General features: G+C 47.2%; 17 protein-coding genes and 1 tRNA gene. 7 read left to right on the top strand and 11 right to left on the bottom strand.

The genetic code is table 11. From position 1 onward, the window contains the following. Positions 1-2287, bottom strand: a 2287-nt coding sequence (locus ACEW8P_RS10745; protein WP_373513083.1) for a M14 family metallopeptidase, incomplete at its 3' end; no start/stop codon positions are given. A 268-nt stretch (positions 2288-2555) separates the two neighbouring features. On the opposite strand from ACEW8P_RS10745, the gene ACEW8P_RS10740 reads away from it, so the two are divergent. Continuing rightward, positions 2556-2627: transfer RNA gene (locus ACEW8P_RS10740), tRNA-Glu, on the top strand. Between the two features lie 73 nt (positions 2628-2700). Here ACEW8P_RS10740 and ACEW8P_RS10735 read toward each other — a convergent pair. From ACEW8P_RS10735 to ACEW8P_RS10725, 3 genes are read right to left on the bottom strand one after another with little or no spacing between them, the layout of a single operon-like run. Beyond that, complete coding sequence (locus tag ACEW8P_RS10735; protein WP_373513082.1) at positions 2701-4872, bottom strand: hypothetical protein; 2172 nt, start codon at positions 4870-4872, stop codon at positions 2701-2703. Between the two features lie 21 nt (positions 4873-4893). Continuing rightward, positions 4894-5550 (bottom strand): hypothetical protein, encoded by a 657-nt coding sequence (locus ACEW8P_RS10730; RefSeq protein ID WP_373513081.1) that lies wholly within the window; start codon positions 5548-5550, stop codon positions 4894-4896. A 49-nt stretch (positions 5551-5599) separates the two neighbouring features. Further along, positions 5600-6235 carry a DUF4136 domain-containing protein gene (locus tag ACEW8P_RS10725; protein ID WP_373513080.1) on the bottom strand — a complete coding sequence of 212 codons (636 nt, stop codon included), beginning with the start codon at positions 6233-6235 and terminating at the stop codon, positions 5600-5602. 237 nt (positions 6236-6472) lie between these two features. On the opposite strand from ACEW8P_RS10725, the gene ACEW8P_RS10720 reads away from it, so the two are divergent. The 3 genes from ACEW8P_RS10720 to ACEW8P_RS10710 all read left to right on the top strand — a co-directional run bounded on the left by ACEW8P_RS10720 (position 6473) and on the right by ACEW8P_RS10710 (position 8293). Beyond that, entirely contained in the window at positions 6473-7375 is a 903-nt protein-coding gene (locus ACEW8P_RS10720; protein ID WP_373513079.1) for a histone deacetylase, read from the top strand. Positions 7376-7438: 63 nt separating this feature from the next. Then, complete coding sequence (locus tag ACEW8P_RS10715) at positions 7439-7810, top strand: hypothetical protein (protein ID WP_373513078.1); 372 nt, start codon at positions 7439-7441, stop codon at positions 7808-7810. Positions 7811-7888: 78 nt separating this feature from the next. After that, positions 7889-8293 carry a PPC domain-containing DNA-binding protein gene (locus tag ACEW8P_RS10710; protein ID WP_373513077.1) on the top strand — a complete coding sequence of 135 codons (405 nt, stop codon included), beginning with the start codon at positions 7889-7891 and terminating at the stop codon, positions 8291-8293. 12 nt (positions 8294-8305) lie between these two features. On the opposite strand, the gene ACEW8P_RS10705 is transcribed toward ACEW8P_RS10710, so the two are convergent. Together ACEW8P_RS10705 and ACEW8P_RS10700 are read right to left on the bottom strand one after the other, a co-directional pair. Continuing rightward, positions 8306-8854: a DUF6580 family putative transport protein gene (locus ACEW8P_RS10705; protein WP_373513076.1), complete on the bottom strand. Its 549-nt coding sequence runs from the start codon at positions 8852-8854 to the stop codon at positions 8306-8308. A gap of 180 nt (positions 8855-9034) precedes the next feature. Further along, on the bottom strand, positions 9035-12271 hold the full coding sequence (locus ACEW8P_RS10700; protein WP_373513075.1) for a glycosyl hydrolase: 3237 nt from the start codon (positions 12269-12271) through the stop codon (positions 9035-9037). A gap of 162 nt (positions 12272-12433) precedes the next feature. Here ACEW8P_RS10700 and ACEW8P_RS10695 point away from each other — a divergent pair, with 162 nt between their 5' ends. The 3 genes from ACEW8P_RS10695 (at position 12434) to ACEW8P_RS10685 (ending at position 15250) form a co-directional block, all read left to right on the top strand. Then, positions 12434-12994, top strand: a complete 561-nt coding sequence (locus ACEW8P_RS10695; protein WP_373513074.1) for a DinB family protein — start codon at positions 12434-12436, stop codon at positions 12992-12994. Positions 12995-13193: 199 nt separating this feature from the next. Continuing rightward, positions 13194-13871, top strand: a complete 678-nt coding sequence (locus tag ACEW8P_RS10690) for a response regulator transcription factor (protein ID WP_373513073.1) — start codon at positions 13194-13196, stop codon at positions 13869-13871. After that, the gene (locus ACEW8P_RS10685; protein WP_373513072.1) at positions 13868-15250 is read left to right on the top strand and encodes an ATP-binding protein; all 1383 of its coding nucleotides are present in this window, start codon (positions 13868-13870) and stop codon (positions 15248-15250) included. Before ACEW8P_RS10690 ends, ACEW8P_RS10685 begins: the two co-directional genes overlap by 4 nt. Positions 15251-15449: 199 nt before the next feature. Here the strand turns inward: ACEW8P_RS10685 and ACEW8P_RS10680 are convergent, their stop codons facing one another. From ACEW8P_RS10680 to ACEW8P_RS10660, 5 genes are all read right to left on the bottom strand, one after another. Then, on the bottom strand, positions 15450-16499 hold the full coding sequence (locus tag ACEW8P_RS10680) for a mechanosensitive ion channel family protein (RefSeq protein WP_373513071.1): 1050 nt from the start codon (positions 16497-16499) through the stop codon (positions 15450-15452). 110 nt (positions 16500-16609) lie between these two features. Beyond that, positions 16610-17344, bottom strand: coding sequence for an N-acetylmuramoyl-L-alanine amidase-like domain-containing protein (locus ACEW8P_RS10675; RefSeq protein WP_373513070.1), 735 nt, complete (start codon positions 17342-17344; stop codon positions 16610-16612). A gap of 163 nt (positions 17345-17507) precedes the next feature. Next, positions 17508-19730, bottom strand: coding sequence for a bifunctional alpha,alpha-trehalose-phosphate synthase (UDP-forming)/trehalose-phosphatase (locus ACEW8P_RS10670; RefSeq protein WP_373513069.1), 2223 nt, complete (start codon positions 19728-19730; stop codon positions 17508-17510). Positions 19731-19849: 119 nt separating this feature from the next. After that, positions 19850-21424 carry an MFS transporter gene (locus ACEW8P_RS10665; protein ID WP_373513068.1) on the bottom strand — a complete coding sequence of 525 codons (1575 nt, stop codon included), beginning with the start codon at positions 21422-21424 and terminating at the stop codon, positions 19850-19852. Positions 21425-21510: 86 nt separating this feature from the next. Further along, positions 21511-23256: an alpha-amylase family protein gene (locus ACEW8P_RS10660; protein ID WP_373513067.1), complete on the bottom strand. Its 1746-nt coding sequence runs from the start codon at positions 23254-23256 to the stop codon at positions 21511-21513. Positions 23257-23342: the final 86 nt, after the last annotated feature.

Below are 23342 nucleotides of genomic sequence, written 5' to 3'. Positions count from 1 at the left end.
AATAATCCAGGTCGTAAGTGCTTCGGATCAGACCGTAGTAATCGCCCGTGTACCCGAAAGCCAGCGGGTGCGTCGTGTCCAGTTTTACCCTGAAAATACTGCCCGGCGTCTCGTCGCTTGCTGACTCGCGTTCACGATTGGCGTACACTTTCAGTGGCGATTCTTTACCCTTATTGTCGTCTGATTTTTTGGTTTTGATATCGAAACCGCGCTTGTCGGCGAAAGCTGTCACTGCTTTTTCCATGGCAATGAGCTTGCCGCCATTCCTAATCCACTCGGTAAGTTGGGTAAAGGCGCTTTCGGTCAGGATTTTGCCGTAGCTGCCCGTAGGCATAATGAGGACGTCGATTTCGTTCCAGGGCAAGCGAGAGAAATTTTCACCCTCTACCACCGAAATCGGGTAGTGAATTTGCTGCTCAAAATAGTGCCATACTTCTCCGAAAGCCAACGAGGAAACGCCCTCACCCGCCAGCACCGCCACCTTTGGAGCGGTAAGAGGGGCGACGGTGTAGGAGCCAAAGTCGGAACCCGAAGTGACGAAACCCGTCTGCACGGGTGTGAGCGTTACGTGCGATTCATCGGCGATTTGGGCAAGCGTCCGGTCAAAATCTGCGCCCATGGCCTCGTTGCCTTTGCGGGTAATGACCAGCGTTCCTGCTCCGAAACTTTTTTCGTCAATCTCGAAGGGGACATTGGAAGTACGCAGCCGAATTTTTTTGTCAAGAATTTTGGCCAAAAACTTCAAATCGTCCAGCGAATTCCAGCGAACCAAGTAGGCGTAGGGTGATTGAGAAGGGACTGTGTTGTTGATCGTTGCGGGTTGATAGGCGGCGGGTGTCATCTTATCCTTTAATCCGTACGCATTCAGCCCGTAAGCGTAGGCTAAGCCCCAACTAGTAATGTCATACGTGATCGAGTCCTCCAACTCAGGCCGGGCCTCAAACAGGATTTTTAGTAAAGAAGACTTTGGTTGAAAAGCACTAATGAGCAAATCGCCGCTCTCGAATTTGCCATTTTCATCTGTCAGGTCCCCCAGATTCGTAGCTTTAGCTGAAAAATCTTTGGCTGACTGACCGTACCGGATTCCTTGCTTGTCCAATAATTCGGTCAACGCCCGGATGCGGCCTTCGTTGCCTTTGCTCTTTACTACATAGGTCTTGAAAGTACCAATTGGATTGTTTTGAGCTTTATCGTAGTACTTTCTAAATTCCTGCACCGTCTGCTCTGCCCGCGACGAAATGGCTTCCAGCGTGGACATACTCGTCGCAAAGTGGTGGTCTATGCGAGACGAAAGCGACAACGTATCGCCTTCATTCTCGCGAGCGATGGCCACACCGGCCCGGCCTCCGCCGCCTTGTTCGTAAGTCATACCGATGGCTCCGTTATAAGTTGGCCAAGTGTCGCCGTAGCTAGGGTAGAAGAGGTCGTAGTTGTTGCGGGTAAAATACAGCCAACTGTTTTTGTCGAAGTACTTCCGGCTGTAAGTCCCCAAAATGTTATTGAACTCGCGCTGCCAGGTTGTAATGTCTTTGTGAAATGGCTTGGAGGCAGGCGGGAAATAATAAGAAGCCGCCGAACCCATTTCGTGGAAATCAGCGTGGAGATGTGGCATCCACTGATTGTAAAGCTTGATACGCTCCTGCGATTCTTTCTGCACCTGCCACGCCCAGTCGCGATTGAGGTCAAAAAGGTAATGGTTGGGTCGACCGCCGGGCCAGGGTTCGTTGTGTTCCCAAGACCAGGGCGTGGGGTTGTTGGGCATTCCCATCACGCGGTTGTACCATTGCGCGTAGCGGTCGCGTCCATCTGGATTGATGCAGGGATCGAGAATGACGACGGTATTTTTAAGAATCTCTTGGGTAGTCGAGTTACTGGTGTTCAGTAGTTCATACATTACCTTCATCACCGCTTCGGACGACACCGCCTCGTTGCCGTGCACATTGTAGCTAAGCCAGGCAATGGCCGGAATCGATCCCGAAGGACTGCCGGGCATCATGCCGATACTTTTCAAATTATCGGTGCGGATGGTTTCGATACGGGCCAGGTTTTCCGGAGAAGCTATTACGGCCACCAGTAGCGGGCGACCTTCGTATGTGGAGCCGTAGGGAATTAGCTTGACACGGTTGGGGTTTTTCTCGGCCAACGTCCTGACATAATCAGCGATACGGTGATGAAACGAAAAGCGACTACCGAGCGGGTAGCCAAGGTGTGATTCTGGGGTAGGGTTTTGGGCAGTTGCCGGATGAATGATAGCGAAAAGTAGAAGCGCGAATAGGATTTTTTTCATCTGAATGAATTGGAAGGGCAAAAAAGCGGATTCCAAAAGTACCAAAAAATGTCATTGGCAGGCTTTGATTAGCTCGATGCTCTTGAAATACCGAAATTGTTGTAAACAAACGGACTGTAAATGAAGGCGTTCAAAAATACTCGTGGATTTTTTGCGGGAAGGTTTTGGATATTTAAACTCAACCTATCATCTTTGCACCACGTTTTCAGGAAATGAAAGCGGAATCGAAAGGAAAGTGTTTTCCATACACGAAGAAAAGGGACCAGTCGGCCCATTCGTCTAGCGGTTAGGACACGACCCTTTCACGGTTGAAACAGGGGTTCGATTCCCCTATGGGTCACGTAAGTGGCTTATTGCCGACAAGAAAAGCCCGCTAGTAATAGCGGGCTTTTTCATTTTTTAAAAAAACGGGCTCAAAGATTTCCCCGATACAAACTAGGCCAGTTGCCATACAAATGAATTTTCTCCGTTTTCCCGTTCGGCAACCGAATCGACAATTCCCGCGCCGCGTTAGGCTTTTGAAAAGAGTCGATGGCCAGCACCGCAATTTTTCCCTGGTTGACTACTGCCAGCACGAAAGGTTCGCGTTTAGCGGCGGACTGAACTGCCTGATCTATCGTAGCTTTTCGCCAGCCGTTTTCTGATTTGTAATCCAAATCTACTTTCTTACCCCCAACCAGGATGTCCTCGACTTGCTTCGCCATCCAGTGGCCTAGTACATAAAACTCAGTGGGGTAGTCCCAATATCGCGGCGACTGCGGACGATCACGCCGACCTCGCAACTTGGTGTGGTCGGTACGACCATCGGCCGCGAACCATTCGTAGCCATACCAATCATCTTTACTTAATAAATAATTGTTAACTCCCCGACCGAGCGGGCCGTTGTCGTGCCAGAGGTAATAACCGTCGGCTTCAATAAATGAAAACAGTGACAGCCCAAGTGCTTGACTCGCAGGCATCAGAGCCAACTGATTAAATATTATTTCGCCCTTGGGAGCAGTTGTATGAACTACCCAAGGCACAGCGGGATCGTTATACCGCGCCATGTCCCGGTTCCAGCCAAACCAAACCGTCTTGTTGCTTTTCTGGTAGGGAAAGAGCCGATTGACACGCGAGGTGTGAATCGCAGACAGTATCAGATAATTACTAGGTGTGATGCCATCGGGATCATTGGAGAAAAAAGAAACCGGATAAACATCGACCATATTGATCGAAAAATAATCCGCCATACTCTCTCCCTGCGCATTGGGTGTCAGGTTATTATTGGTGGGTTGTGGATTTTGGTAGTCCTTGCTAAAAAAAGCAGGATCTATCCTGTCACTTTTATCGCTCCAAAAGTTTCGATTACGAACCGCCGAGCCACCCCAATAGTCAAAAATCTCCATTTTTGGCTGCTTTTGCTTTAGACGTCTGGAAAACCAAAGTAAGCGTTGCTTGATCTCAGATGGGTAATCGCGATTCCAAAACTCGAAATCAAAGGCATAAACGCCCGTTGGGAAGACACTTTCGGCCAGGGATTCAACTTCTTTTCGAGAAAGCGAAGAGAACCATGCTTCGTCTTTGTCTTTAAAGAAGCCAGGTGGTTCTGTCCAGTGAAGTTTTTGGTTCGCTACACCCTGCTCGTGCTCCCATTTTGGTAAATGCGTTACACCGCGCTTAAAATAGTTATTTGGAGGTACTTCAGCATTCAAACGGTACTGCAGGGCTAATTTTCCCTTAATCGGGTCAAATTCCGGAAACTTGGTATCAAATTGTACGTTTATTTCGCGGGAAAGCCCAAACCAATCAGGAATAACAATGGGCATCAATCCAGAAACTTGCGGCTGGCCGTCTGCACCCTTGTCGATCCAGATATTCTGTTGCCGCATGGTGCGATTGCGCAACTTGTTCCACCATTCGCCATAAGGGGCGTCGATCCAGCAGGTAGTGACCGAATATAAATAACCCGGACGTACCTCGATGCCATTTTCCAGCCCTTCGACTACATGATTGTCGATGAGGTAGTACCTGTTGCGACCATCTTTATAATTGGCAAAATCTTTCAGATAGTATTTCTCATCGATTTTGATCGGACGCACATCCAACATGATATCCTCACTACCGTGTCTGATCCAACTTCCAGCCGCTAGTTCAGTATCGGCTTTTCTTATATCAAACTCGAACTCAGCTAAGGCAGAGCATCCCGGTTGTCCCAGACTGACGATTTTAATCGTTGCCGGGCCGTTCGAAAGCGGGAGATCTGTTAACGAAAACCAGGTGCCAGGTCTGTGAGGGACGTTATTGTAGTTATACTTCCGGTTCTTTTGAACAATCTCCACATTGTAAGGAGCAAGCCCACCTGAGGAAGCATGTAGCTCAAACTGCAACTCTCGTCCGATCTGCTTGTAGTGTCTGACAGAAAGGTCGCAGTCAGAAGCAAGGTTTTCAAGAATTTTTGCCACAGGAAATGCCTCAGCTACCATCCTGTATTCTATAGAACTGGTAGAACCGAAGCGCTGCCACGCCCAGATGGCCGATCCGGCAATCAACATACCAGCAAAGACAAAAAGAAAAAGTGCGTTTTTAGACAACGGACGGCCAGGCATAAGTGAAAACTACCAGTACTTTTACCACCAACGGTAGAAAAGCCCTACGGTGGCGTTGAATTGGCCGATTCCCTTATCTACGTAATCGTAATTGAAAGACGTCTGATTGTACTTTACCCTGATGTCAGCCCCTATAGACCCGTCCTTCTTGAAAAGAAACTTAGCACCCGCCGCCCCGCCGTAGGTAAAGTTGACCGATTGCTTCTGATCGGCTAAACTACCGTAATACAGACTGTAAGTAAGTAAATCAGCACCGGCTGCTACCTGCACGTAAGGACGAATCATAGAGTTGGCTGTGGCAAAGTAATAACTCAGCACGCCTTGAATGGGCATAAGGTCGATAGTGCGGGTTTGTACGGCGGAGACTTCGCGATCGTCCAACTCATACACAGCACGGGGAAGACGCTGAGAGTAGAAGGTTTTCCCTACCTCGAGACCAATTGAAACAGGCTTTTGAAGAATCCAATCCACTGATAAGGAATAACTTTTGATGGTAGGCTGGTCGATGTACCCGCTGGAAAACGGGCCGATGGGAATTCCTGCGCCACCTCGTACCGTCGCGACATAATGCGAGTATCGATCGTAGGGAGAAGGCATATTATACAATTGTGGATCTTGCTGAGCGAAGGCAGGGACGCTCAGGGCAAGGACAAAAGGAAAGATTTTTATGATATTCATTTTAGTAATTTAAGGTTTCGAGTCGTTTCAGACTGGCAAAATGGAACCCTCAGTTGATTCTCAAATAACTGGATTGTTCAAAAACCGAGCGCAGCATCGTTTCGAAATCGACACCGTCGAACAGACCATTTCCTCTGATTTCGGCGTTCCATACCACATTATATTTTTTGTTGTCGGTATCAGGATTTTTGAAATCGATCATTTCCAGGTACCAGTAGTTTTCGCGAGTCTGAACGTAAGAGTACGAGGACGGGTAGCCATAGCCGTAGCCGGGAAAAAAACCTCCACCACCAAAGCCACCGCCCCAGTAATTGCCATAGTAAGGGTTGATAGGTTGTGATACAACATTGAGATAAGCGTTGCGTACCTGTGCCACATTGATTCCCACATCCGGGCTTTGCCTGGGACTGACGTATTGGTATCCCAGATTCTTCATTTGTTGTATTACAGTATTCAAAAATTGGACATCGGTGCCACTGAGCGTGGTGCCTGTCCTCTGATTCCCAATAATCAACACAGAGTCCACAATGCTAAAGGTTTTGAACTGCTTAAAATTGGTTGATTTAGTATAATTGGTGATGAACACTTGCGAATCTTCCACCGTTAAATCACTTAACGGGTCGTTCTGACAAGAAGAAAAAATTCCGATTAGAGCGAACAGCCCTAGTATTTTGGTGTATTTCATGGGTTGAATTGTTTTAAGTCGTAATAGTAACGCTCTTATGCTCCAAATCATTTTATCGAGCCTGGCTAACACTAGTACGTCGGATCACAGCGAACAAATACTATAATGAAGTTGTACATAAATTACTTTAATGACTCAATTGGCAGTATATGAGAGTTTTGACCCTTGTATTTTTTAAATGAGTTAAGTACTTAAATATAAAAAGATCGTGCCTATATATCTGTATAAAAAACTTTGATGCTGAAGATAGCCTATTGCCCTATATATTCACACCCATTACCTGAGGGGCATCGTTTTCCGATGGTCAAATACGAACTCATCCCTGAGCAATTGATCTACGAGGGTAGTTGTACTAGTGAGAACTTTTTTTGTCCAAAACTACTGTCGGAAAAATGGATTCTAGGTGTCCACGAAGAAAGGTACTGGCTAAGCCTAAAAAATGAGACGACCCCTCCCAAAATGATTCGAAGAATTGGATTTCCACTGTCTGCAAAACTAGTGGAGCGGGAAAGGATTATTGCACAGGGGACAATCGACTGTTGCCACTTTGCTAAATTAACTGGTGTAGCTATGAATGTAGCTGGCGGAACGCACCATGCTTTTCCCGACAAAGGTGAAGGTTTTTGCCTTTTGAATGATGTCGGAATTGCCGCAAACTACTTACTCGAAAACACTATTGCGAAGCGAATTTTGGTTATCGACTTGGATGTACATCAGGGGAATGGAACCGCAGTTATGTTTCAAAACGAGCCTCGCGTATTCACATTTTCAATGCATGGTAAGGCCAATTATCCATTACATAAAGAAAAATCAGATCTTGATATTCCGCTGAAAACTGGTACATCCGACGAAATATATCTCGATAGTTTAAGTAGATATCTGCCCAAATTAATTGAAAATCATCAATCTGATTTCATTTTTTTTGTAGCAGGAGTCGATATTCTCAATACAGATAAACTGGGCCATTTGGCCGTTAGCCGGGAGGGGTGTCGCCAGCGAGACGAGTACGTATTCAGCGAATGCAAACGCCGAAGTATCCCCCTAGTCGTATCGATGGGAGGTGGGTATTCACCTCGCCTTACCGACATCGTGGAGGCCCACTGCAATACTTTCCGAATGGCGCAGAAAATATATTTTTAGCATGAGAATTATTTGATTTTGTAGAAAAAAGCACGGATTTTGCAGGGTAAACCCTAACTGCTCATGCAATTATCTCTGGTTGAACTATTCCCAGAATTCAACCGAAGCCTGTTTCTCGATATTTTCGCCAAAATGTGCATTGACGCAAAGACTAAAAGTCTTACGCTCCGCACTTTAGCCGGGCAACGAGTACCTGCCGACTTGAAAGTTCGTTGTCTGCGCAAGTCTATAAACGCCTTTCCCGAAGGGACGATATATAAACTAGATGTGAGACTTGTAGATTTGAGAAATAAAAGACCTTATTTTTCCGCCATCAAGAATCATGAAATCAAACGTGCCATCGAATTTTATGATCATAATCTCCGACTTCAAAACGGTTTAGATTCTTGTCCAAAGCCAGTTCTTAAAACAGAGACTTTTCAGATCAAGTTGTGAGGGGATTTTTGCTTGATAAAATGTCTGTTTTAACTATTTACACCTGAGCTATCCCTAAGAATAAACTTTGCTCTACATATGCTCGTCCACACAATACGTCTCCTGCCTGGTCAGGATTTGAAAAATGAATTGGTAAACTTTGTAAATAAGCAGCGCGTCGAAGCTGGGTTTATCCTGACGGGCGTCGGTAGTTTGACCAACGCGAATATCCGGCTGGCCAATCAGGACACTGGCACTGAATATTTGGGATATTTTGAGCTTATCTCCTTAGCGGGTACTCTTTCGGTAAATGGTTCGCACTTGCACATCGCCATAGCCGATTCAACGGGCCAGACTACAGGCGGGCATTTGCTCGAAGGCTGTAAAGTTTATACTACCGCCGAGATCGTGATCGGCGTGTTGCCCGAAACGGTTTACAAACGCGAGCCAGAACCTGCGAGCGGTTACGATGAATTGAATGTGTACCGAAAGCAGAGAAAATAAGTCTGATTGACCTTATGCCATGCGCAGTGACGGTACCCGGCTCTTAATTAGCTCAAAGGAACCGAACAGCAACCCTGAAAAGAATATATCTCCCATAACAGTATTGAAGAAGAGATTGCCGAAAAAGTCTTGCTGATAAAACTGTAATCCAGCCAGATAGCAAGCCCCCAAGCCGGGAAGCGTTTGGGGATAAAAGCCCGCCGAACCGTACCACACGGCGAAGTTGGTGATAAGGAAAAACAAAATTGAAGAAATTACGGCGCTTCCAAGTACCCGTAGTGCGGTCACTTTCTGCAAGGCACCCATTCCGATTGCAACGATCAGCACGAATGAGAAATAGACTGCCCACATCGAGCTGTGAAAGCCAATAATTGCGTCGCTCAGTAGCATCGCAGCCAATGGAATTAAGAAAGCCAAATATTTTTTTGAGAAATAGGCTCCACCGAACAAGGCGATGGCCCCGATTGGCGTGAAGTTGAAAGGGTGGGGCAGGAGTCGGGTCAATGCGGCTGTGATAACTAACAGGGCAAGCGTGACGAAGCGGAGATTATTGATTTTCATGATTGTAAATTTCTTGAAATCAGAATGAGCCACAAAGATAAGCCAAGCTGGCAAGGCATCAAAATGGCAGACTATACAAAAAAACGGACGCTCATGTCCAAAGCGTCCGTTTTTGCGGTAATAGAAAAATAAACTTAACTGACATCCTGGTAAGGCTGAGCTATACCAAAGTCCGGCAGCTTAATTCACAATGATCGCTTTCATCTCCGTTTGACGAGCGGCGTTATTGAACGTTGGTACATCGCGGTTGAGGATTTCCGATAGCTGATTGAGTTGTTCGTCGATTTTCCTGGAGATGTTGTCGTAGGCTTCGTAACTCGACTTTGTGGGCTTTGCTTCGCTCGACATCACCACAGTTTTTACCCCGGCTAGTTTATCGTTCAACTGAATCGGAAAATTCAACGGATCCTGCCCGGCTTTGGACTTGGGCTGCATGAGGGTGTTTTCGATCTTTTCCAATTCTTCCAGCATTGGCTTCGAGAGCTCTTTAAGCTGTTTGGTCACTGAGGAATCTTTCACCGACTTCATGTAGTCTCCAATCTGCTTACGGACACTGCGAATTTTATTAATACCCTCGTGCGTTTCGGAAAGTTTGTCATTGATTTTTCGAGCCAAATCAAACTGTGCCTTAAAATCGGCATCGGTAGTTTTCAGTCGAGGATCTTTCTTAATCTCAAAATTTTCCTTGCCGATAAGCTTATCACCCGAGTACAGGTGGACCTGATAAGTACCCGGTACTGCCTTGGGACCAATGCCTGAACCCGACCACATCACGTTTGTGCCTTCGACCTTAGTGGCATCGGCGTAGCGCATGTCCCAGACGAATACGTTGGTGCCGGCTTGCGTGGGCAAACTACCAGGACGAGTGATGGTTTCATCGGTATAGAATTCTTTTGTCACCTTGATCGGTTCCCCTTTCTTGTCTTTGATGCTGGAAAAACTACTCACCGTGTCCTCGCTGGCTGTAAGAAAGTGCATTTTCAATTCTTCTTTCGCGGGTTCCTTCATGTAGTAGCGGATCACCGCGCCGTTAGGTGGGTTCTGGCCCGCTGATGGAATCTCCTGCTTTTGGCTACCGCCGCTCATGCGGTAGGCATGGGATGGCTTAAAAAGGTGAGCATCGGATTGGGCGATCTCTCTGTTCAATTCGTGCAGCGGGCTGATGTCGTCCAGAATCCAGAACGAGCGACCATGAGTGGCAACGACAATATCCTTTTCCCGCTTCTGTATCACCAAATCGTGGATCGGCGTAGTCGGTAGGTTTAGTTGGAGGGACTGCCAGGAGTCGCCACCGTCGAATGAGGCCCACACGCCCTGTTCGGTTCCGGCGTAAAGGAAGTCTTTCTTGTTGGGGTCTTCCCTAATGACCCGCGTGAACTGGTCTTTGGGAATGCCATCGGTTATCATTTTCCAGGATTTGCCATAATCGGTCGATTTGAGCAAATAGGGTTTGAAGTCGTTCAGCTTGTAGCGCGTTGCTGCTAAGTACACCGTTGCCGGGTCATGCGTCGACACTTCCACGATGCTCATCATTGAAAATTCGGGCAGGAGGGAAGACTTGGGTGTGATATCAGCCCAGTTTTTCCCGCCGTCCTTACTGATATGTACCATGCCATCGTCCGAGGCGGCGTAAAAAACTCCTTTTTCCAGGGTCGATTCTTCAAAAGCAAAAATGGTAGCGTAGGTTTCCACGCCAGTGTTGTCCTTGCTGATCGGTCCACCGCTGGCTCCCATAGTTGCAGGGTCGTGACGCGTAAGGTCCGGGCTTATTTTCTCCCAGCTCTGTCCCCGGTCGGTAGACTTGTGGACGTATTGCGAGGTCACGTACATGGTATTCGGATCGTGGGGCGAAAACATGATCGGGAATGTCCACTGAAAGCGGTACTCGCGGGTGTCGGAGCCGTGGCCCATATAAAACTCTGGATAGACATTTATGAGCCGCCGCTCGCCCGTACGGTGGTTATCCACGCTTAGAAATCCGTCATAACTACCGCCGTAAGTGATGTCAGGATTGAGTGGGTCTTCAACTACATACCCCGACTCGCCGCCCGCAACGGGCCACCAATCATCTGTGTCGATGGTGTAGCCGTTGGAGCGGCTGGCGATTCGTACCGTACTGTTGTCCTGCTGGGCACCGTACACGTTGTAAGGAAACTCATTATCGGTATGTACGTGGTAAAACTGCGCAGTCGGAATGTCCAACTCAGTAAAGTTACCGCCGCCATTGAAAGTCACCTCACCACCGCCATCGTCACCGATGATGAAGTTGTCGGGATTATCGGGATTGATCCACACGTCGTGGGTATCGCCATGGTGAACGTCGATTTCGGTGAAACTTTTGCCGCCGTCAAAGGATTTGTAGGCGTTAACGTTCAAAACGATCAGACCATTCTCATTTTTTGGATCAGCGGCGACGTTCATGTAGTACCAGGGGCGCTGTTTCAGGTTTGGGTCTTCGTTAATAAGCTGCCAGGTAGTTCCCGCGTCTTCTGAGCGGTATAAACCTCCCTTTTCCTTGTTTTCGATCATTGCGTACACCCTATTCGAATTGACGGGTGAGACCGAGATTCCTATTTTGCCCAAGATTCCTTTCGGCATGCCTGGATTCTTTGTGATTTCCTTCCAGGTATCGCCGCCATCAACCGATTTGTACAAACCGCTGCCCGTACCACCACTGCTCATTGAAAAGTGGTTGCGGTAAGCTTGCCACAAGGCAGCGTAAAGAACATTGGAATTATTGGGATCCATTTTTACGTCCACGGCTCCGGTGCTATCATTCTTTGCCAGTACCTGCTTCCAGGTGTTGCCCCCGTCTTTTGAACGATACACGCCTCGCTCGGGATTAGCCCCAAAAATATTGCCCATTGCTGACACATATACTAAGTCAGGATTAGTAGGATGTACTTGGATGTTGGCAATGGCATTGCCCTTTTCCAAACCCACGTGCCGCCAGGTTTTGCCCGCATTGGTGGATTTGTACATACCATCACCGTAGGAAATGTTGCCCCGGATGTCGGTTTCGCCTGTGCCGGCGTAAATTACATTGGCATTGGAAGGCGCTACTGCAATGGCTCCCACTGAACTAGCTTTAAAAGTAGAATCCGAAACAGGAAACCAGTCATTGCCGCCGTTGGTACTTTTCCACACACCGCCTCCACTGGCTCCAAAGTAATACGTATAAGGATCGCCGATGACGCCCGTCACCGCCGTGGAGCGGCCGCCGCGAAAAGGCCCGATATTCCGCCACTCCAACCCTTTCAGCATTGCCTTACTATAGGTAGCTTCAGACGTGTTGGTTGGCGCGTTGTTGTTCCTGGATTTTTTTTGTGAAAATGCCGGAGAGATAACCGCTGGTAGCGAAAGGAAAAGCAGCACGAGTGTGAAATTTAGGCTGCTACGGAAGTATTGTTTCTTCATGCCGATCTTGTTTAGGTTAAAGGTTGGAATGGGGGCTAAATTAAGTACAGATGGTTAGAGGCCCAAATCAAGTAGCTTATTTTCTGAACTTAGTTTTGGCAAATTGGCTTGTTTTGGATTAATCCCCCCGAAAAATAATATTTGCACACCAAACACCTTACAATGGAAACAAAAGAAGAACTCCTCCGAATAATAGATCTGCTCAACGATACCTACGAAAGCGAGGAAGCCTGGCACGGTTCATCGGTAGTAGAAATTCTGAGAGATGTTACGCCCAAGCTAGCTGACAATCGTCTGTCCCCCAAGACCCACACGATTGCCGAATTGGTGTACCACATCACCACTTGGCGGATTTTTGCCGTTAGGAAGTTGCAAGGAGATAAAGAGTTCGATATAAAGACCAAAGAGAAAAACTGGAAGATTTTCCCGATGGTGGATGCCCTTGAATGGGAAACGCTGCAAATGGAACTGAGCCTCTCACAAGAAGAGCTGGTGAGCGAATTGGAAAAGAGAACGGATGACGAATTTTTGGAAAAAATTGTCCCAGGACGAAATTATTCCTTTTACACCCTGCTGCATGGCCTAGTCAACCATGATTTGTACCACGCTGGGCAAATTGCTCTGATAAAAAAAGGACTAGGTCAGGCAATATTAGAGGAAGAAAGTTTGGAAGATAGTGATGATAGTGCTATTTTTGGTTCTGACTACGACGAATTCAACTGAGAAATAAGTTAATGAGTCGTCTTACCGCTTTATTTAATCGGGAGACGAATCAAAGAAAAAAGTTTGGTCCGCATGGGCTGGGCTTTTAATGGTGTGGATATATGTCGGAAAGCCATTCGAAATTTCGAATGGCTTTTTTGTATGGCCTACAATCGCTTTATCTTGTAATAATTATAAATATAATCCAACGATCGAACGAATGAGGATACTCGTGGTGGAAGATGAAACCAAACTCGCAGGCTTCATCAAGAAAGGCTTTGAAGAGCAATCTTGGGAGGTTGAAGTAGCATTTGACGGACGCATGGGCAAGTACCTTGCATTAGGCAGCGGGTTCGATTTGATCGTCATGGATGTCAATCTGCCTGTGATAAATGGCTTCGATCTTTCACAGCAACTGCGCCAAGAAGGCGTGTCGGCTCCAATTCTCATGCTGACGGCACTCGGAACCGTCGAAGATAAGTTACAAGGATTTGATTCAGGTGCAGACGGCTATTTGGCCAAGCCCTTTGAATTCAGGGAATTGATTGCTCGTGTCAAAGTACTTGCTAAGCGGAAATATAGCCCGGAGAGAAGTCAGCATTCGCTCAAAATCGCGGACTTGGAGTTGAATTTAGACGAAAAAATTGCCCGTCGAGCCGGGCAACGTATAGACCTTACCGCTAAGGAATTTGCCCTGTTGGAATATTTAATGCGTAATCGTGGGCGGGTTGTCTCACGCGTGGACATCGCCGAAAAGGTCTGGGATATTCGCTTTGATACGGGTACCAATGTCATCGATGTGTATATCAACTTCTTGCGGAAAAAGGTAGATAAATCCCATCCGACGAAACTAATTCATACAGTTGTGGGAATGGGTTATATATTTAAAGAAAAATGAACATAAAAGCCCGTCTTACGCTCCTATTCACGCTGCTGGTGGCTTCCATCTTGCTTATTTTTTGCTTTTTAATTTACTACTTCTACGATCAATACCGCGAGCAGCAGTTTTCGGCCTATTTGCATGAGCGAGTGGTTACGATAACTCGGCTACTCGAAGATGTGAATGGCATTACCAATGAGGAAATAACGCGCATCGAAGAAGCAAATAGCACCATTTTGTTCAAAGAGGAAATCACGGTTTACAATGAGCAAGATTCGGTTATTTATGATAGCGGTAAAACTCGAATTCCAGTCTCGGTGAGCGAATTGGCCCAGGTACGTGATGGGAAAGAAGTGCAGTTACGGGAGAGGAATCGTGAGATTATCCTGATCCGGCACCTACATGACTGGGAACAGGTCTGGGTCATTGTGGCAGATGCTGAGGACACAATCGGGCTGAGCAAGCTCGACCGCCTGCGTGACATCCTGGTAATGGGCTGGCTGGTGAGTCTGTTATCGGTAGCTGTAGCGGGTTGGTTATTTGCCCGTGACGCCATCAAGCCTGTGGCGGAAATCAATCACCAGGTTGATAACATCTCGGCGGGCAATCTTCATGATCGTCTTGTCGTGGGACGAGAAAAGGATGAGTTAGCAAAGCTTGCGCAGACGTTCAATCTCATGCTCGACCGCCTGGAACTGGCCTTCAAGGCGCAGAAAAGTTTCGTCTCCCGCGCATCGCATGAATTACGCACACCACTGGCGGTTATGATGGCAGACGTAGAGGTAACGCTCATGAAAGAACGAACTGCGGACGAGTACCGGAAAGGATTGAAAAGTGTCCTGGAGGAGGTTCGCAATATGAATCAGATGGTCAATCAATTGTTGGAACTAGCCAGAACAGAAGAGGGCGTTCCGCTGAAATCATACCAGAAAGTCAGGCTTGACGAGGTACTTTGGATGGCGCAAGAATCTGTGATGCAGAAGAACCACGGCTACGTGGTGACCGTCGAATACGATAAGATACCCGAAGACGAAAATGAAATTGCGGTACTTGGAGAAGAAACCCTGCTTAGAACTGCTTTTGCTAATCTGATGGAAAATGGCTGCAAGTACTCTGACACTAAGACGATGTCCGTTCATTTAAATGCCGAGTCGGGATCAATTGTTCTGCACTTTAAGGATGAAGGGGTAGGGATACCGGCCGCAGGCATTCCATTTTTGTTCGATACTTTTTACCGTGGCGAAGAGACGAAAAACCGCCAGGGCCATGGTATCGGCTTGGCGCTCACAAAGCGCATTATCGAAATTCACAAAGGAACAGTTACCGTTGAGTCCGTGCCGCAAGAAGGAAGTGATTTCATCCTTACGTTTCCCAAAGTCGGTTTTATAGAAATTTAATCTCTTTTTAATCCGACCTTAATTTTTCTTTGCCGCATTATAAAGAGCTTTGTGAAATCAAAGTCGAACATCTGTACACGCCAGAGCGGAACTTTGGATTCCTAAGTTCGAAAGTATACCTATTCCTATCAGCCGACTTCGCTGTTATGCGAAGAGTCTGCACTGACCCTATAATTTAGTTGAGTTGTGTTAATGTTACTTAAAGTGGCTCGGCGTCTGTCGGGTCACTTTTTTTAAGGGAAATCGGTATGTTTGGCAGAGCTTTAGGGTACTTGGCGTTGATAAACTCGATCATTTTCTCCCGCACTTCGCATCGAAGATCGAATGCGTCCGGAGCATTGCGGGCTGACATAACAGCCCGCAACACTATGAACTGATCTTTAGTGTCCGTCAATTGTAGAGCAGCCGTAGTACCATCCCAGAGCCGACTTTCCTGCAAAATTTTCATTAGTTGATGGCGGAGTTTGGAAACGGGTGTGTGGTAGTCGAGATAAAAGAATGCCGAGCCAATTACGCTCGAATCAGAGCGCGTCCAATTTTGAAATGGCTTCTCGACAAAATAAGTTATGGGCAGAATCATTCTTCGCAAGTCCCAGATTTTGACAACTACGTAGGTTAGGTTGATTTCCTCAATGTGGCCCCACTCGCCTTCCACAATGACTACATCCTCAATTTTAATGGGCTGCGTAAAGGCAATCTGAATTCCCGCCAGTAGATTGGCAATGGTTTTCTGCGCCGCGAAACCCACAATGACCGAGACAATACCTGCCGAAGTCAACATGCCTAAACCAAACTCCCGACCTCTCTTGAAGCTCAACAGAAGCAGGGCTACTGCCAAGACTAATACCGAAATCACAATCAATCGCTTTATAAACTTGACCTTGGTAAAAAGCCTGCGTTCCTGTAGGTTGTTGGTCTTGTTGAGATCTAGTTGATTAAGGATAATTCGCTCCATCAGTACGACAAGGCGAATTGCCAGCCAGGTACTTACCGCAATAAGAATAATCTTACTGGCGCTGAAAATAAAATAGCTTTCTGCCGCCGTTGCGTAACGGTTGTTAGCCAGAAGGTTAACAAAGAGTGCTGTAAAGAAGAAGTAAAGGACACTGGTGATACTTTCACGAACAGTACGCCAGCTTTTATTGCTTTGCTTTCGGGAGACGAACTTCAGTAGCCGAATAACCAACCAGCCTGTTAGTAGACCCGTCACTGCCGCCAGGGCCAGAATTTGCCAGTATTCTATTTGCATAAATTGAGAAGAAAAGAAGTCCTTCGACCGCCTTATGACCCGCTATGGTTGAGATGACGAGGTAAAATGGAAGGTGAAAATTACACCAGTACTGGTATCCTATCCATTTTTTAGCCATTCAATCGAAGTACGATAATTCCGCTGTGGCGCTTTACCGAATTGAGGTAGTCTGCTAGCGGTTCGGGACTCTCGATCACTTTTTTTGCCGTGGTAGAAGCATGGACGAGATACGCGCGGCCTTTCTGCATTTTCACGATGCCCTGATGGTTGCAATCCAGCCCGGCGATTGTAGAGGTGATGCCAATGATATCACCATCTTGCAGCTTACTTTCGATGTTTCGGACAGATGTTTTAGGAATATATTTATACTCCTCGGCGTTGACTGCCTGCTCGTTGTCTTTTATTTTGTTCAAAGCAGTTTCTGAGTCGATTCCTTTGTACAAATCGGCATGACCGGACATGAAGTTGATTTGTTTATCATAAGAAATGCCGCCTAAACCCTCGGTCACATCATTGAGCAGTCCGCTAGCTACGCCCTGATTCCGCCATGAGAGAAAATAATGTTGCCGCGAAGGGTAACCATCGATAACGCCGCCCATGTATCGCAGTTGGGTCATTATACTTAGAAACTGTTCGTAGGTCAAATCCTCTTTTTTGGCTAGAGCCAAAGCCACTGACACATCAACCAGAGTAGTGCAGTCCAATGCGTCGAAACGACAAACCAACTGCTCATTCGCATTACCTTCCAACGTGTGCGCAACGTAAGGAATCCCCATAAAGGTCTCGGCCATGCACAAAGTCAGTTCAGGAAGTGTCCCTGAACTGACCTTGGCAATCTTCTCCAAAAAAACTTGTTCGGGGTTCTCAACTCTTGGTACAAAACCAAGCAGCGCCGCTCCCCATAAAATTAACACTGTTTTGAAATACCTCATCTCCGAATAACGATAGAAAACACTTTACGAACCAGTTGAACATCTAGAAAGCATTTAGCACAATCAACCCACACAACTACTCTTTGAATGTGGTCAATAATTCCATGACCGCATACTGATTCTTAATGTGTTTCTTCGCGATGGAAAGTGCGTCACCCACTTTTACGGTATAGGCCGATCCAGGCAACGCTTCGAACATATCTTCGTCCGTGGTATCATCGCCCATTGCCAGTATGAAATCAAAATCATCTTCTTCAACGAATGATTTTGCCGAAGTACCTTTGTTGAAAGCGGTTTTTTTGACCTCAATTACCATATTGCCTTCGATGATCTGCAGGGCTTGCTCGGGCTGAATGAAGCTTTTGAGCTGCCAGGCTAGTTCCTGCGCTCGGCGTAATGCGTACTCATGATCGTCAGCTGTGCGGTAGTGCCAGGCCAAAGAAGTTTCTTTTTCCTCCACAAATGCACCCGGACAACGCTTTACGTACAATTCCAGAATCGGACGAATGCCGTCTTTCCAATCTTCTACATAAGCGGGATTCATCATAAATTCCCGCTCACCTTTTTTACGGATCAAAGCGCCGTGTTCGGCCACGATATGGACAGGTAGATCGCCCACAACGTTCATCAGAAAGGCCCGATCGCGACCGCTGATTACGACCACCGTGTCGCGCTCAGCTAGTTCGGCCACGATGGCTTTGGTTTCTGCCGAAATGATGGCATCCTCCGGCTCGCGGACGATGGGAACAAGGGTGCCATCATAATCGAAGAAAAACAGACGCTTTTTCGCTTTGGAGTAAGCTTGGTTCATCTCAACGATATCCGCATCCGTGAGGTAATCTAATTTCAGTCTTTTATGTTCTTGATCAATCATTAGCATTTGGGTAAAAAAGTCGTTAGTCCACGCAAATACGTCGTATTCTCGCAAGCGCTGCTGCATGGCTACCATGCGCTTCCGTTGGTCTTCGGGTTCCATCGCCAAGGCTTTGTTTATGGCATCGGCAATGTCCTGGCTATCAGTTGGATTAATAATCAGTGCCTCGCCCAATTCAGCGGCGGCCCCCGCCATCTCACTCAATACCAAAACACCTTGCTCATCTTTTCGACTGGCTACGTATTCCTTACACACCAGGTTCATGCCATCGCGAACGGGCGTAATCAATGCCACGTCACTGGCCGTATAAAGCCCCACCAACTCCTCAAAGGGCATTGAGCGGTACTGATAAATGATGGGCTGCCAATTGATTCTGCCGTATTGAGCCCCGATACGACCCACCATCTGGTCGATTTCGGATTTCATCTGTTGATATTGCTCGATTTGGTCGCGCGAAGGTACAACCATCATCACAAACGATACCCGTCCGTGCCACTCCTCATATTGTTCAAGAAAACGTTCATATCCTTTCAAACGATTGAGCAATCCCTTTGAATAATCTAGTCGATCGACAGAAAAAATAACTTTCTCCATTAACGGTACCCGAGCTTCCTGTCGCGCTTTGCTAACTTTCGGGTCGTCAAAGGCATCGTTGAATTTCTGATAGTCGATGCTGATCGGAAAGGCATCTACCTTTACCAACCTATTATTTAGATTGACATAGTGCATTCGGTTGCCCTGCCCAATGACCATCCGCACGGCTTTTAGGAAATATTCGACATAATCATTGGTGTGAAAACCTACTACGTCGGCCCCCATAATACCGTCAATAATGGCATCGCGCCAAATCGAGGGTAGTAGGCGAAAAATCTCGTAGGAAGGAAAAGGGATGTGAAAAAAGAAACCAATTTTATTATTGGGGAACTTCTGCCGAATCAAGTCGGGCAGCATCATCAACTGGTAGTCATGAATCCAGATCACGTCATCAGGCTGAATGACATCCACCATCGCTTCGTAGAAAAGCAGATTCGCTTTCTGGTATGCCTCAAAGAATTCATTTTCAAATTTGGCCAGTGTAGGGAAGTAGTGAAATAGCGGCCAAATCAGGTCATTACAAAATCCTTCGTAGTAGTTATCATTGAGTTCCTGAGAGATAAACACTGGATGTGCCTTGAAATTGTCGTTTTCAAGCGTAACGCCTTCAAGTTCCTCGGCAGTGTTGTCGGTATAGCCTATCCACTGGATTTTATCCTCAAACTCGAAGCTGGTATTCGTGGCACCCTGTGCCAGGGAAAGCACGGCGGAAACTAGTCCACCGGAATTTTGAAAAAGCGAAGTACCGCTACCGTTTTTGATTATTTTAAAAGGAAGACGGTAGGCGACGATGATTAATCGGCCTTTTTTTCGGATAGGTAGTTGATTCATAATATGCGCTGATGTTCTTGGGCTAGGGAAGTGCATGCTCACCCTCAATTTAGAAAAAATGTGCCAATGTGCCCGAAAAACAAGCTGTAATCTTTAAATCTTCCAAACTGCCTGTTTGATTATCCTGCTGTTGACGCGCTCACTTTTTTCGGTTCATCTTGCACTCGCAGACAAAGTAATCCGGCCAGAATCATCGAGCATCCCCCCAAAACCAATGCGTAGATCGGCTCGCCACCAAATAACGATTTTATCAAATACCCCAATAGGGCTGCGGCTACAATCTGCGGAATGACGATGAAAAAATTGAACACTCCCATATAGTAACCCATCTTGGCGGCGGGCAGAGATCCCGACAAAATGGCGTAAGGAACCGACAAAATAGAAGCCCAGGCTATACCTATTCCAACCATCGCCAGCATCAGATAGTCGGGATTGTTCATAAAATATATGGAGAGTAGCGCCAGTCCGCCTGCGCTCAAACAAAGCAAATGCGTAACGCGCCGACTTGTGAACCTCGCTACTACCGGTATACCAAACGCCACCAAGGCGGCGACGCCATTATATACGCCCATGCAGAGCCCAACCCAGTCGGCCCCGTCATTATAAAGTTTGGAAGTAGTGTTGGTGGTGCCGTAAAGGTGGCTTGTTACGGCTGGCGTCATATAAATCCACATGGCGAACAAGGCAAACCAAGAGAAAAACTGCACTACGGCCAGTTGTTTCATAGTAGCGGGCATGGTTTCGAAGTCGTTCATGATCGTCACAAAACCATTAGCGTACGAACCCTGCCGCTGCATCAGCCCCGAGAGCATAAAAAGCACGCCGACGATGAATATACCTACGGTGAAGACGTACAGTTCTTTATTTAAACTCTGAGAATAAAGCCAGCCCGATAGAATGAGGCCAACCACAGCCACAGCTAGACCTTTCATTATTTGCGATTGCCCTTTGCTATCCGATATTTTGGACTCAAGCACGCCCTTGCCGTCCAGCGTCTTTTTGTCGATTGGTTCCGAGAATGACCGCAACTCTTCGGGCGAGTACTCCCTGGATCGAAATACGGTCCAAAGCACTGCGATGAAAAACACCGCACCGCCCAGGTAAAAAGACCACTTGACCGAATCAGGAATAATTCCCTCGGCGGCTTGGTTGGGTACTCCAAACCAATTGGTTAAAACGTAAGGAAGCGAAGAGGCTATGATGGCCCCGGTACCGATGAAAAAACTCTGCATTGCGAATCCCGAGGTAGTTTGGTCGGTAGGGAGATTGTCACCCACGAAAGCCCGGAACGGCTCCATAGAAATATTGATCGACGCGTCCATGATCCATAACATCCCGGCGGCAAACCACAGAGTGGGGGAATTAGGCATCACGAACAGGGCCAGCGAAGCCAACACCGCACCCATCAAAAAGTAGGGACGCCGCCTCCCCAACCTCGTCCAGGTACGATCGCTGAAGTACCCAACTACGGGCTGAATTAACAGCCCAGTCAATGGTGCTGCTACCCACAGAATAGGAATGTCGTCCACACTTGCCCCCAGCGTCTCGAATATGCGGCTCACGTTGGCGTTTTGCAGCGCGAAGCCAAACTGAATGCCCAGGAAGCCAAAGCTCATATTCCAAATGTCCCAAAAACTCAACCGAGGCTTGGGCCGGACGGGGGGGATGTTGGCGGAGGGAGGAGGGGTGTCCACTATTTAATTTTGAATAAGTGAATTACTGTAAAAGTAGATGGAAGTTAAATACAAAATATGCTTGGATTTACGATATTATTTAATCATCATTGAGCCATAATCTCAATGATGATCACGGAAGAAGGAGGAAGCGTAATTGGGATACCTTGGGACGATATTTCGTTGGCATTCAATTGTTTCTCGTATTCTCTTCTTGGAAAAACTTCATTCAATTGAAAAGATTGACCATTTGCTAAACCCAGTGTATCCAGGATTACCACTTCCGGAATTTTGACCGATGTATTGATGGTGTTCGCTTTGTCAAAATTATAGATGCAGAGAAAACGCTGGGTTTTGGTGTAGCGCAGATAAGAATAAGTTCGGGTTTTATCGTAGCCAGGGCTCTGTCCATTGATGTTGACGTACTGCAAATCGTAAAATTTACCAGTGCGAATAGCCTCATTTTCTACGGCGAAGTGGTTGAGGTCATGGTAAAATTGGCGGAGTTTCTTTTGGTTTTCGTCCAGGCCTCCGCCGTCAAATTTGCCGCCGTTGACCCACTTTTGGAACTCAGGTACTCCCCAGTAGTCGAAAATAGTTGTCCGACCATCGTCACCCTGGAAGCCTTCGGGCTCCGTGGGGTTCACGCCTACCTCCTGCCCGAAGTAAATCATCACTGGCCCGGTATGTAACGTGGCGCTGAGGGTCATGGCAGGAACTCCCACCCATGGGTCGCCCGCAAAGAAGCGGGAGGCGATGCGCTGCTCGTCGTGGTTCTCCAGGAACCGAAGCATATGGCTGGCTATGTCGCCTGATTCGTTTTGCCACAACCGCGTGATGTCCTCGACCGTGCCGCTGCCCTCCATGATGGGCCGGAGGTAGTTGTAAAGTCCCACTTTGTCGTAGAGATAATCGAATTTGCCAGTTTTGATATAGTTGTGGTATTCAGCAGGATTGTAGATTTCGGCGATAAAAATAATATGGGGGTTTGCGTTTTGAATCTCGGGGATTACCCAACCCCAGAATTCCACAGGTACCATCTCGGCCATGTCACAACGGAAGCCATCTACGCCCTTTTGAGTCCAATAAAGCAAGATGTCCCGCATTTGGAGCCAAGTAGCGGGGAGCGGATCGAATTGTCTGCTGCGGCCATCGAGGTAGTTTACGCCGTAGTTGAGTTTGATAGTTTCATACCAATCGTATATGCTCGGATGAGGGGTGAACACGTCATTGCCTGTTGCTCTGGCTGGATTTTCCACGTAGGTTTCCTCGGCTGATACAGGCGATTCGATTGCTTCCGGCGAACAGAAAGGCTCACCCGGCAGGTAGTAAAAATTATTCTGCGGGTCGAAAGCCAAATCCATGCGGTCGCCTTCGCCAAAATCGCGCAGCCCAACGGGCTTCGAGTCGGAGGCGTATTGCCGTGCGACATGGTTGGGGACGAAGTCGATGACAAGTTTTAAGTCGGCGTCATGGGTGCGCTGGACTAAAGCCTCAAATTCAGCTATGCGATTGTTGACGTCCACGGCTAGGTCAGGATCCACATCGTAGTAGTCTTTAATGGCGTAAGGTGAACCCGCTCGTCCTTTAACGATCAATGGGTTATCGGCTTCTATTCCATACTCTGAGTAATCGGTCATCATGGCGTGCTCAATCACGCCCGTGTACCATACGTGCGATATGCCAAAATCTTTCAGGGCTTTGAGCGCTACGGTCGTGATGTCATTGAACTTACCTACGCCGTTAGTGTCGCGCGAGCCGTAATACTTATTAGTGAGATTCTGGTTGCCAAAAAGGCGGGTGAATATCTGGTAGATTATCAGCTTGTCGTGCTCTGGAACGGGGGATTGCATGAATTTCAAGTAGTTTTCTCGTACAAGCCGACAAAAAAGCAATAATTATTTGAATTAGAGTAAGAGAATTTCTCTAGGCATCCAGC

The sequence above is a fragment of the Persicitalea sp. genome (assembly GCF_041751555.1).
Classification (GTDB): domain Bacteria; phylum Bacteroidota; class Bacteroidia; order Cytophagales; family Spirosomataceae; genus Persicitalea.
The sequence above is the reverse complement of the archived record's forward strand: the minus strand, read 5'-3'. Positions and strand labels throughout refer to the sequence as shown.